Annotated in this window: 12 protein-coding genes; 9 read left to right on the top strand and 3 right to left on the bottom strand. The window is 43.2% G+C overall.

Annotated features, from left to right (window positions below; all coding sequences use genetic code 11):
• Positions 1-160: 160 nt before the first annotated feature.
• From tig to DCM90_RS00490, 4 genes are all read left to right on the top strand, one after another.
• Positions 161-1477: a trigger factor gene (gene tig, locus DCM90_RS00475; RefSeq protein WP_109249398.1), complete on the top strand. Its 1317-nt coding sequence runs from the start codon at positions 161-163 to the stop codon at positions 1475-1477.
• A gap of 227 nt (positions 1478-1704) precedes the next feature.
• The gene (gene clpX, locus DCM90_RS00480) at positions 1705-2955 is read left to right on the top strand and encodes an ATP-dependent Clp protease ATP-binding subunit ClpX (RefSeq protein WP_109249399.1); all 1251 of its coding nucleotides are present in this window, start codon (positions 1705-1707) and stop codon (positions 2953-2955) included.
• A gap of 150 nt (positions 2956-3105) precedes the next feature.
• On the top strand, positions 3106-3702 hold the full coding sequence (yihA, locus tag DCM90_RS00485; RefSeq protein ID WP_109249400.1) for a ribosome biogenesis GTP-binding protein YihA/YsxC: 597 nt from the start codon (positions 3106-3108) through the stop codon (positions 3700-3702).
• A complete protein-coding gene (locus tag DCM90_RS00490) occupies positions 3702-4001 on the top strand; it encodes a nucleoside triphosphate pyrophosphohydrolase family protein (RefSeq protein WP_109249401.1) in 300 nt (99 codons plus the stop codon). Before yihA ends, DCM90_RS00490 begins: the two co-directional genes overlap by 1 nt.
• Before the next feature lie 128 nt (positions 4002-4129).
• Here DCM90_RS00490 and DCM90_RS00495 read toward each other — a convergent pair whose 3' ends face one another.
• On the bottom strand, positions 4130-4318 hold the full coding sequence (locus DCM90_RS00495) for a hypothetical protein (RefSeq protein WP_109249402.1): 189 nt from the start codon (positions 4316-4318) through the stop codon (positions 4130-4132).
• A 217-nt stretch (positions 4319-4535) separates the two neighbouring features.
• On the opposite strand from DCM90_RS00495, the gene DCM90_RS00500 reads away from it, so the two are divergent.
• From DCM90_RS00500 to obgE, 4 genes are all read left to right on the top strand, one after another.
• Positions 4536-6014 carry an ABC transporter substrate-binding protein/permease gene (locus tag DCM90_RS00500; protein ID WP_109249403.1) on the top strand — a complete coding sequence of 493 codons (1479 nt, stop codon included), beginning with the start codon at positions 4536-4538 and terminating at the stop codon, positions 6012-6014.
• Positions 6004-6753, top strand: a complete 750-nt coding sequence (locus tag DCM90_RS00505; protein WP_109249404.1) for an amino acid ABC transporter ATP-binding protein — start codon at positions 6004-6006, stop codon at positions 6751-6753. Before DCM90_RS00500 ends, DCM90_RS00505 begins: the two co-directional genes overlap by 11 nt.
• Positions 6754-6907: 154 nt before the next feature.
• Positions 6908-8689 carry an excinuclease ABC subunit UvrC gene (gene uvrC, locus DCM90_RS00510; protein ID WP_109249405.1) on the top strand — a complete coding sequence of 594 codons (1782 nt, stop codon included), beginning with the start codon at positions 6908-6910 and terminating at the stop codon, positions 8687-8689.
• A 136-nt stretch (positions 8690-8825) separates the two neighbouring features.
• On the top strand, positions 8826-10121 hold the full coding sequence (gene obgE / locus DCM90_RS00515) for a GTPase ObgE (protein WP_109249818.1): 1296 nt from the start codon (positions 8826-8828) through the stop codon (positions 10119-10121).
• Between the two features lie 131 nt (positions 10122-10252).
• On the opposite strand, the gene DCM90_RS00520 is transcribed toward obgE, so the two are convergent.
• Together DCM90_RS00520 and DCM90_RS00525 are read right to left on the bottom strand one after the other, a co-directional pair.
• Positions 10253-10987, bottom strand: a complete 735-nt coding sequence (locus tag DCM90_RS00520; RefSeq protein WP_109249406.1) for a hypothetical protein — start codon at positions 10985-10987, stop codon at positions 10253-10255.
• Between the two features lie 10 nt (positions 10988-10997).
• A complete protein-coding gene (locus tag DCM90_RS00525; protein ID WP_109249407.1) occupies positions 10998-11279 on the bottom strand; it encodes a hypothetical protein in 282 nt (93 codons plus the stop codon).
• Between the two features lie 162 nt (positions 11280-11441).
• Between DCM90_RS00525 and rnz the strand changes: the two genes are divergently transcribed.
• Complete coding sequence (gene rnz / locus DCM90_RS00530; RefSeq protein WP_109249408.1) at positions 11442-12371, top strand: ribonuclease Z; 930 nt, start codon at positions 11442-11444, stop codon at positions 12369-12371.
• Positions 12372-12375 lie beyond the last annotated feature (4 nt).

Raw genomic sequence — 12375 nt, forward strand, 5'->3', positions numbered from 1 at the left:
TCTCCTTTGGGCCTTTTTCTTTTTTCGGGACAAAACCGGCGTTATGACTGGCTTTTTAATGAGAAAAGATTTACATTTTTGAATCCTTCATGTAAAATGAAATGCGTATGCAATTGATAGAATTGTAAATAGATCATCTTTTCAATTCGGAGGGAAAATAATGGCTGCAAAATGGGAAAAAACAGACGCTAACCAGGGTAAATTATCCTTTGAAATTAGCGTAGATAAAATTAAGGAAGGCCTCGATCAGGCCTTTGCACGTGCTAAGAAGAACTTGAGTGTTCCTGGATTCCGTAAGGGCCGGGTTCCACGTCAAGTGTTCGATTCAATGTACGGTGAAGAAGCACTTTACGAAGATGCTTTAAACATTGTATTACCAGAAGCTTATGAGGCTGCGGTTCAAGAAACTGAAATTAAACCCGTTGACCAACCACAAATTAGTGTTGATTCAATGGAAACTAATCAACCATGGACACTTTCTGCGGTCGTTACCGTAGAACCAGAAGTTGAATTAGGTGAATACAAAGACCTTAGCGTTCAAAAGCAAACGACGCGGGTTTACGCTAAGGATGTTGACGCTGAACTTGAACGTGAACAACAACAACAAGCTGAATTGGTCCTGAAGGAAGATCAACCTGCAGAAAATGGTGATACCGTTGTGATCGATTTTGATGGTTACGTTGACGGTAAGCAATTTGACGGTGGTAAGGCCGATAACTACTCCCTAGAATTAGGCTCTAACTCCTTCATCCCTGGCTTTGAAGACCAACTTGTTGGGCACAAGGCCGGTGAAAACGTTGATGTTACGGTAACTTTCCCAGCTGACTATCAAGCTGAAGACTTACGTGATAAGGAAGCCGTCTTTAAGGTGACGATTCACGAAGTTAAGGCTAAGCAATTACCTGAACTAGACGATGAATTTGCCAAGGACGTTGATGATGACGTTGACAGTCTTGATGAATTAAAGGCTAAGATCAAAGAACGGTTGAAGGAACAAAAGACGGAAGCCGCCAAAAATGCAATTGAAGAGGAAGCAATCGACACTGCCGTTGAAAATGCTACCATTGCAGAGATCCCTGAAGCCATGATTAACGAAGATGTTAATCGTCAGGTTCAACAATATTTAGCAAACATGCAACAACAAGGGATCAGTGCTGAGATGTACTACCAATTAACGGGTACTAGCGAAGCTGACCTTCGGAAGCAATTTGCTGAAGGTGCAGAACACCGTGTTAAGGTTAACTTAGTCCTAGACGCAGTCGTTAAGGCTGAAAACATCGTTCCTTCACAAGAAGAACTTGATGCTGAAGTTAAGGATTTAGCTGCCCAATATGGCATGGAAGAATCTGCAATCCGTTCAGCATTGACTGAAGACATGTTGAAGCATGATATTGCTGTCAAGGATGCAGTTGATTTGATTCGGGATTCTGCTAAGCAGAATTTAAAAGCCGACGATAAGAAGAGCGACGAAAAATAGTCGTTAGTTACTTATAAGTGGGGTTAAAACGGGTATTTCGACCGAGGTCGGAATGGCCGTTTTTTCGTGAAAACAAATGGCTTTTATTTAGTAAGATGATGTGTTATATTTCCACTTGCTGGTGATAACAGTTTGTTCTATTAAGCGGTTGTTTAATTGTCGCGAAATAATGACATCTCTGCTATCATTAAGGTAGTGAAACAAAAATTAATGGAGGGGTGAATGGATTGTTTGAAGATACTGAAACGAATGGCCCCGTAACCTGCTCATTCTGTGGAAAGTCTCAGGACCAGGTCAGAAAAATTGTGGCTGGACCGGGCGTCTACATTTGTAATGAGTGTATCGATTTATGTAAGGAAATTATTGACGAAGAGTTTAGCCAAGAACACGCAAATGAGGCGTTTGAAGTTCCAACTCCGGCAGAGATTGTTCATGAACTGGATGACTATGTCATCGGCCAGAATGAAGCTAAACGGACCCTTGCCGTAGCCGTTTATAATCATTATAAGCGGGTTAACGAGATGGAAAAGGATAACGAGGGGCCAGAACTGCAGAAGAGTAATATTGCTGTAATTGGACCGACGGGCTCCGGTAAGACCTATCTAGCCCAAACCTTGGCTCGAATTTTGAATGTTCCGTTTGCCATTGCGGATGCCACGACCTTAACGGAAGCGGGATACGTTGGTGAAGACGTTGAAAATATTTTGCTAAAACTTTTGCAAAACGCTGATTTTGATGTTGAACGGGCTGAAAAGGGAATTATTTATATCGATGAAATCGATAAAATTGCCAAGAAGTCTGAAAACGTCTCGATTACTCGTGATGTTTCTGGTGAAGGGGTTCAACAAGCGCTCTTAAAGATTCTCGAAGGGACCATTGCCAACGTGCCACCTCAGGGTGGGCGCAAACATCCACAACAGGAGTTTATTCAAATTAACACGAAGAATATTCTCTTTATTGTGGGTGGGGCCTTTGACGGAATTGAAACAATTGTTAAGAACCGGTTAGGGGATAAAACAATTGGGTTTGGTACTAATTCCAAGGAACTGGAAGCACAAAAATCCGGTGAGAGTTTTATGCAGCAAGTTATCCCTGAAGATCTCCTGCAGTTTGGGTTAATTCCTGAATTTATTGGTCGGTTGCCGATTTTAACGGCCTTAGAGAAGTTGGATGAACATGATTTAGTCCGAATTTTAACCGAACCCAAAAACGCACTGGTTAAACAATACCAAAAACTCATTTCACTTGACGATGTTGATTTAGAGTTCGATGAAGGTGCACTTAGTGAAATGGCTAAGCTAGCGTTAGATCGAAACACAGGGGCCCGTGGGCTACGATCAATTATTGAAGAAGTGATGCGGGATATTATGTTTGATTTACCGAGTCGGGATGACGTCGAAAAAGTCGTTGTAACGGCTGATACGGTGAAAAATCATACGGAACCGCAAATTGTGATGAAGAACGGTCAGCCATCGTAACGGTTGGGTGATGCTGGTTAAGTTAGGTTACTTACCTGACTTAACCAGTTTTTTTATGGACCTTTTTCTAATGATTCCGTAAATGATGGCTAAAAACGTCAGTGGGATATGTTAGAATGAGTAGGAATCTTTTTGGAGGGTGGCATTTTTATGGAAGTCAATAACGTCGAGTTAGTGATGAGTGCAGTAGCACCGGAACAGTATCCGACGACAGGATACCCGGAAATTGCTTTTGTCGGTCGGTCGAACGTGGGGAAGTCATCGTTGACGAACGTTTTAATTAACCGGCGTTCTTACGCCAGAACGTCAAGTCAGCCGGGTAAGACCCAAACCCTTAACTTTTATAACGTTGAGGATCAGCTTTACTTCGTGGATGTGCCAGGTTACGGATATGCGAAGGTCTCGCAAGCGGAGCGTGAACGTTGGGGCCAGATGATTGAAACCTATCTTACCCAGAGGGAACAACTTCGTGGTGTGATTCAGCTAGTCGATGCTCGGCATGAACCAACGAAAGATGATATTCAAATGTTTCAGTGGCTTGCCTACTATGATTTACCAACCTTGGTCGTTGCCACAAAGGCGGATAAAATTCCACGCAGTAAATGGAATAAGGTTGAAAGTACAATGCGCAAGGGGTTAGGGATGACCCCTGATAACCCCCTACTTTTATTTTCTGCACCGCAGAAGATGGGAAAGGATGCCATTTGGGATTGGATTGAAACTCAGGCATTTGGAGGCCAAAACTAATGGAATTTAACGATTATCAAGAGGCCGCTAATCGGACCCTTTACGGCAACGAACAGGTTCTAACCAACTGTGCCTTGGGCTTAGCAAGTGAGACGGGTCAGGTTGTCGATCTTGTTAAAAATTATACGTTTCGGGGCCAGGAATTGGATCAAGAGGCTTTGGTTTCTGAGATGGGCGATGTCCTCTGGTATCTTAGTCAAGTCGCTCAGTGGGCTGACATTGATTTTGATGATGTCGCCCAGGAAAATATCAAACGGCTAAATGAACGCTATCCTGATGGTTATCAATCAAATTTATAAATATAATCGAGGAATTGTATCCGAGTTTAGCTAATCGAATAGTTGACTAGCTGGTAGTTCTGATAGAACAAAGCCCCCGACGTTAGATTAGTCTAACGGCGGGGGCTTTGTTTTATCATTTTTTTGTATTATTTTTCATCGTCACTAATTTTATGGTGATGTTTTTTGGGTGTGATAATTGGTTTAGCCTTTTTTTCGGCATGGTTACCGTGTTTTAAGAATTTATCCCGAGCACTATCACGGGGATCAAGTTCGGCAAACGTACCGAACTTGGAATCTAAATTATCTTGGCGCTTAGCTTTTCCTCGTATTGCCATATTTTTACATCTCCTTCACTCATATTCACAGAATAGCAGAATTTATATCATTTGTCATTTGATATGTGTAAATGCATAAAACAGCGACGTGTATTCATTTTTAGTGTATATTAAATAAAAAATAGCAAAAAATGTTGCATAATAAATGAATATTAAGTATGATAAACAACATATTCATTTATTTACATATTTATTTAATTATTTGGGAGATGAATGCATGAAAAATACAGGTAATTTATTTTATCGGGTTGTAATCATATTTATTCTAACGATGTCCTTTGGAAGCCTTTCGACTGCCAAGGCTGATGTGCCAGAAATGAGCAGCTCCTTGTCAGCGGTTAAGGCCCGGGGGGAATTAGTGGTTGCAACTAGTCCGGATTATCCACCTTATGAATTTTTAGTGAATAAAAATGGGCATTCAACGGTTCAGGGTGTTGATATTATGGTTGCTAAAAAAGTTGCCAAAAATATAGGTGTTAAGCTGGTCGTTAAAAAAATGAATTTCGATTCCCTACTGGTTGCACTCCAGACTGGGAAGTGTGACATGGTCATTGGAGGAGTCAATCCAACCCCTGAACGGCGTAAGAATGTGTTGTTTACAAAGATGTACTACCATGGGGGACAATATATCTTGGTGAAGAAGTCTATGAGCTGGCTTTACCATGATAAAAATTCTTTTAAAAATAAGACGATTGGGGCACAAACGGGAACAACGCAGTATGACCTTGCAAAAAAACAAATCAAAGGAGTAAAAGTCAGGGGGATGACCTCTTATAGCGATCTCGTTTTAGCACTTAAGACTAACAAAGTTAACGGGGTAGTAATGGAAAAGCCTGCCGCGCTGGCATACGCCAAAAATGATGGTAGTTTAAGGGCAATCAACGCTGAATTTAAGTTGGATAAGGGAACCACTGGGGTTGCCATCGCTGTGAAAAAGGGAAATGTCAGCTTAGCACAGGCTGCAAATAAGGGTATTGATCAAATTCAAAAACAAGATTTGGTGAATAAGGATTACTTGAAAAAAGCTGGCCAGTATTTGAAGGTCAATACAGAGGACACATCGATGTGGCACTATTGGCGATTCTTTGCTACTGGGATCGAATACACGCTGATTATTTCTATTGTTTCTGCTATTTTAGGGTTGATGCTGGGGTTATTACTCGCACTTATGCGGCTATCTAAGAATAGATTATGGCGTGGAATTGCTATTTCCTACATTGAGTTTTTACGGGGAACCCCAATGATGGTGCAGGTCATGTTTGTTTACTTTGGGATTGGTGTTCTAATTAATATTCCAGCCTTACTTGCAGGCATTATTGCGGTTTCGCTGAATAGTGGAGCTTACGTGGCCGAAATTATCCGGGGCGGGATTAATTCAGTTGATTCTGGTCAAACGGAGGCGGCAGAAAGCCTTGGGTTATCAATGAGTGACAGTTATCGATTCGTTATTTTACCCCAAGCGATGCGAAATATATGGCCAGCACTGGGAAATGAATTCATTACCTTGCTAAAGGATAGTTCCATAGTATCCATTATTGGCGTTACCGATTTAATTTATGAGTCTAACCTGGTTCGATCAGATACGTACCGTGGTGTCATGCCAATTTTTATCGCGATGTTACTGTATTTTGCAATGACATTTATTTTAACGAGAATTTTGAACCACTACGAAAGGAAGATGCAATATGCCAATTGATCAACCTATTTTAGCTATTCAACACCTTGAAAAGAAATACGGTACAACGAATGTTCTAAAGGATATCAATGAAGTGGTAGCAGAAGGCCAAGTTATCTGTGTAATTGGGCCCTCTGGTGCTGGCAAAAGTACCTTTTTGCGGTGTTTAAACCTATTGGAACAACCAACAAGTGGCGAGATACTATACAAGGGTGAAAATATTACTCGCTTTGATCGGACGCAATTGAGTCAATATCGGGAAAAAGTGGGTATGGTTTTTCAAAACTTTAATCTCTTTCCAAATATGACGGTGGCTCAAAACTTAATGTTGGCCCCCCAGCGGGTAAAAAAGGAATCTGAAGGTGATGCGCGCAAATCTGCGCTATTATTATTGGATCGAGTTGGTCTAAGAAAAATGGCAGATCGTTATCCGGAACAATTATCAGGTGGGCAAAAACAACGGGTTGCCATTGCCAGAGCGTTGGCAATGAATCCGGAAGTTCTATTATTTGACGAGCCAACGTCAGCATTAGATCCTGAAATGGTAGGGGAAGTGTTACAAGTCATGCAAGAGTTGGCGGAAGACGGAATGACCATGGTTGTTGTTACTCATGAAATGGGTTTTGCAAAAAAAGCTGCTGATCGGGTTTGGTTTATGGCGGATGGATATGTTCAAGAAAATGGCACACCTCAACAAGTCTTTGATCAACCTACGTCCGAAAGGGCTCAGAATTTTATTAATAAGATTATTAATGACTAATTAAAAATATTGGCTATATTAATACGTCTCTGGAGTGTGATTTTTACTCCGGAGACGCTTTTACGTTAAAGGCAAATTCACGTTATTTCTTGCATCGAACGTGCTTTCGTTTTATACTGATTATCGAAATTTATTTAGAATGGTGGGACGGCCTGTGGCATCAGAACACATTGAACATAAGTTGGCGTTACTCCCTGATCAACCAGGATGTTATATTATGAAAAATATTCGGGGCGATGTTATCTATGTTGGAAAATCAAAAAATCTGAAAAACCGGGTCCGCTCCTACTTTAAAACAACGCAGGTGGGAAAACGGGCCCAATTAGTCGAGGAAATTGCGGATTTTGAAACCATTATCACCTCAACCGATAAGGAATCCTTCCTACTTGAAATTACGCTGATTCAAAAGTATCAACCTTATTACAACACGAAGCTTAAGCAGGGATCAGGTTACCCCTACATTAAAATTACCAACGAGCGTGATCCCGTTATGCAATTAGTTAGCACCATTAAAAAAGATGGAGGGTACTATTTTGGTCCTTATCCAAACGTCTACGCGGCGGAAGAGACGCTGCACTTCTTAGAAAAGGTTTACCCGTTAAGACGGTGCCCCGGACACCAGGGACGCCCGTGTCTTTATTACCACATGGACCAGTGTTTAGGTGCCTGCTTTAAGGATGTACCAAAGGCTGCTTACGATGCACAGATTAGACGAATTAAGTCCTTTTTAAACGGGAACGTGGGAGAAGCGAAGAAGACGCTGACCACTCAAATGAAGCTGGCGGCAAACGACCTTCAGTTTGAACGGGCAGGTGAAATCCGGGATCAGATCAAGTACATTGAGATGACGGTGGAAAAACAAAAAATTATTTCGCACGATCATGCAGAACGCGATATTTTTAATTTCTACATGGATAAGGGCTGGTTATCCGTTCAAGTCTTCTTTATTCGTCAGGCCCGGTTAATGAAGCGGGAAAAGAAAATGTTACCCGTCATGAATACGGCCGAAGAGGACTTTTCAACCTTCATCGTACAGTTTTACCAACGAAAAAACATTGTGATGCCAAAGGAGATCTTGGTTCCGGCTGGTCTAGATGCAACTGCCCTGTCAGAAGTGTTGGAAACCCCTGTTAGAACGCCTAAGCGGGGTGCCAAGCGCGACCTGCTGGAAATGGCGGGTAAGAACGCCAAACTGGTCTTAGAAGAGAAATTTCGGCTTCTTGAAATGGATGAGGGGAAGACAACGGGGGCCATGCGGGAAGTTACGGATGCCTTAGGAATTGCACCTGGACATAAAATCGAGGCCTTTGATCATTCTCACATTCAGGGAGCGGATTTAGTTTCAGCGATGGTCGTCTTCGTGGATGGAAAACCGAATAAGAAACTATACCGTAAGTACAAATTACACCAAGAGCATGCGGATGAAGCTGCCAGTACCCGTGAAGTTATTCGGCGCCGGTATACCCGGCTATTAAAGGAACACGCAGCGATGCCGGACCTGATATTAATGGATGGGGGCGAAATTCAAATGAATGCGGTCAAGGACGTTTTAGAGAATGAATTGGGGTTAGATATTCCGGTGGCTGGTATGGTGAAGAATGATCACCATAAAACGGCCGATCTACTATTTGGCGATGGTGATCAACACATTCACTTAGACCCTAAGAGCCAGGGCTTTTACTTGGTTCAAAGAATTCAGGATGAAGTTCACCGGTTTGCCATTTCGTTTCACCGTCAGGTTCATACGAAGCACTCCCTCAGTTCACGGCTGGATTCCATCAAGGGGGTTGGACCAAAGACCCGGAATAAATTGCTGCGTCAGTTCGGGTCTATGAAGGGCATTGAAGCTGCTTCACTTGATGAACTAAAGGATATCGGAATTTCAGAGAAGGTCGCCCAAACAATTAAATATTCCTTGCAGCCAAATGAAAGCTAGCTCCAAACTGGGGCCGAATCATGTTAGAATAGAGCAGACGGTTCTTCCGCCTGTTTTTTTCATGGTGGCGGAAGCAGAACAAGTCCGGAGTGACCTGTTGGATTACGAAGAAAATGAGGATAAAATAATGGCACAAATGTTTGTCGATCAAGTGAAAATTAGTGTAAAGGCCGGTAAGGGCGGCGATGGAATGGTTGCCTTTCGCCGGGAAAAATTTGTTCCTAACGGCGGTCCTGCCGGTGGTGATGGTGGCCGAGGAGGCAACGTGATTTTCCGCGTGGATGAAGGGTTACGGACGTTAATGGATTTTCGGTATACCCGTAAATTCAAGGCGGATAATGGGGGAAACGGTGCTATTAAAAAGCAGCACGGTAAGAGTGCAACCGACACGATCATCGCGGTTCCAGAAGGAACAACCGTTATTGATACGGATACGGGGCAGGTCTTAGCGGATCTTCTGCATCAAGGTGATGAGTTTATTGCGGCTCGTGGGGGTCGAGGAGGCCGGGGAAATACCCACTTTGCCTCCCCAAAGAATCCGGCGCCAGAGATTGCCGAAAACGGGGAACCGGGTCAAGAACGCAACATTCAGCTTGAGCTAAAAGTATTGGCAGACGTTGGCCTAGTTGGTTTTCCATCCGCTGGAAAGTCAACGCTATTATCCGTTGTCACGAGTGCCAAGCCCAAAATTGCGGCATATCATTTCACCACGCTGGTCCCTAACCTGGGGATGGTTCGACTAGATGACGGCCGGGACTTTGTAATGGCCGATCTTCCAGGATTAATTGAAGGAGCGTCTAATGGCGTTGGCTTGGGAACCGAGTTTTTACGTCACGTTGAACGGACGCGGGTTATCCTGCACGTTGTCGATATGAGTGGATCCGAGGAACGCAATCCATTTGACGATTTTGAAAAAATTAATTTGGAACTCCAGGAATATGATCCCGAACTCTTGAAGCGACCTCAAATTGTTGTTGCTTCCAAGATGGATTTGCCGGGTGCCGAAGAGAATCTGCTTAAGTTTAAGGAAGAACTAGCACAAGATCACTATTTAGATCAAACCCCAGAGATCTTCCCAGTCTCATCTGTGACACATCAGGGATTGTCACCACTACTCAATAAAACCGCTGACTTATTAGATGTGACCCCACAGTTTCCGGTTAAGGGGATTCCTGATGAGATCGATGTGGCATATGATTATGAAGAAGAGCAACCGTTTGAAATTAGTCGGGATGAGGACGGTATCTGGGTTCTCTCAGGGCGTGAGCTCGAACGACTATTTGAAATGACGGATACCAACCACGAGGAAAGTTTAACCCGGTTTGCCCGTCAAATGCGAGGAATGGGCGTTGATTCGGCCCTCCGGGATGCGGGTGCCAAAAATGGTGATTCAGTTCAAATTGGCAACTTTACCTTTGAGTTCCTAGAATAGCTGAATGAACCTTTTTGGTAGTTGCAATCACTTGGTTAATCTAATTAAAAATACGTTATGATATCTGCATAAGATTACTTTTTGTAGTTAACAAAAAGCGGTCAATCATTTTTAGAATGACTGACCGTTTTTTATTGGATTTTTAGCTTGAGTAAATTGGATTTAGGCGTACTGGCCCGTTGGTGGTGAAAAGCTGGATTAAAACGAATGGTAGCGGAGGTAATCTTAGGGTTAGTTTGGGAGCCTAATAGTCCCAGGGCCGAAGTCGTCAAGGATTTGTGGGATCGAATAATCCGGCCAGCACTACGATCACTTAATTGTTGATTTGGGGCCAAGGTGACGCCGTTACTTAACTTAAGCTGCTTTACGCCACCTAAAACTAAATCTTGGCTAGAGTGGTTTTGAACTAAAAAACTAAGCTGTACGGTATAGTACGTTCGGGCCAGCGGCTTAGCGTTGAATTGTTGTTCAGCGTAGTTTAGAGCCGGCTGATTAACGGCGTGGTTCTTAATGACCCTGACACGTGTAATGGTGTAGGACAACGGTCCCGATTGGATTTTATGGTGCTTGGTTCGCATTTTTAGCAGCTGCTGACGGGTTCCTACTTGATCGTAGGTGAATTCGCCCGGATGGAAAAGTTGCGATGGCTGAACGTAATTCTTACGGTTGGTTTCCGTTCGACTAGGAGTAAACGAAGTTGAACTAATGGAACTGGACGTTGTTGAGAGAGCCACATTAGTTGCTGACTGATTGGCGTTAAAATTAGGATCGGTATCAGCCTTCTTACCCTGATTTGAACTGGTCGAACACCCACTGAGAGTGATCAAGACAATGGCTGATACGAATAGGATGCTTTTTTTAGTCATGGGATTCTCCTTATCCGAGTAACAGATGATTTTGAGTAAGCCGGTACCCAAGAATGAGGTGATCGCCAGTAGCCTGTTGAACGTAGAGGCGTAACCGGCCCGGGAGCGCCTTAACCTGAGCCCGAAGCTGCCCCAGCGTTAATGGCGTTTGGTTGCCGGTTAGGTTTAGGATGAGTTGTGATGAAGTGGGAGTGAGAGCGCTCACCGGTACTTCGTGGGAACCTGATTCAAAATAAAGGGGCATGGCCGGATCCAATTCCTGAGTGGATAACATAAAATCAGATAAACGCATATGAGTTTCCTCCTTAATAATGATTTTCATTATAACCTGGATTAGGGGTCGACCTCTGACTAAAGCTTAGTTTTATCCGATTCGATTGAATCCATGTTGCAGATTCAGGAAAAATCGCCTAAAATAAGGCAGGATAAACTAAAGAATAGGAACGATCAGACGATGCAAATTGAATTTTTAGGAACTGGCGCAGGTGCACCCGGAAAATTTCGTAATGTGACGAGTACGGCCCTCCGTTTGTTGGATGAACGTAATTCCGTATGGTTGTTCGACTGTGGTGAAGCAACGCAACACCAAATTTTACGTACAACGCTTAAGCCACGAAAAATAGATAAGATTTTCATTACTCACTTACACGGGGACCATATCTTTGGACTACCCGGTCTGTTAAGCAGCCGTTCCAACCAGGGGGGGGAAACTCCCGTTACCATTTATGGCCCGCGAGGCATCAAGGACTTCGTAACAACGAGCCTGAGAGTTTCTAAAACTCGGTTATCTTATCGGTTGATTTTTACAGAACTCGAGACGGAAGGGTTATTATTTGAGGATCAAAAATTTTCCGTATTTGGTTATAAATTAGATCATAAAATTGAAAGTTGGGGTTACCGGGTGGTGGAAAGGGATCACCCAGGTGAATTAATGGTTGATAAGCTCCAGGCAGAACACGTGCCATCTGGACCGATCTATGGCAAACTAAAGGCGGGCGAGGTTGTCACATTGCCGGATGGCCGAACGATCAATGGTCAGAATTATTTGGGACCCACCCAGAAGGGCCGCATTGTTGCCGTATTTGGGGATACCCGAATGACAAAGAACTCGCAAAAGATTGCTCAGAATGCGGATGTGATGGTCCATGAGAGCACCTTTGGGAAGGACGAAGGCAAATTAGCCAGATCCTACTATCATTCGACCAACCTTCAAGCCGCTAAGTTAGCTAAGGAAAGTGGGGTCGCCTTATTATTGTTAACCCATATTTCAGCTCGTTACACCGGTAAAATGGCACATCAATTAGAAAGTGACGCACAACGAATTTTTCCGAATACTCGCGTTGTCCGTGACTTTGATATCATTGAGATCCCCTTTAAAAAATAGACTA

Source organism: Levilactobacillus bambusae (genome assembly GCF_003124125.1).
Lineage (GTDB): Bacteria > Bacillota > Bacilli > Lactobacillales > Lactobacillaceae > Levilactobacillus > Levilactobacillus bambusae.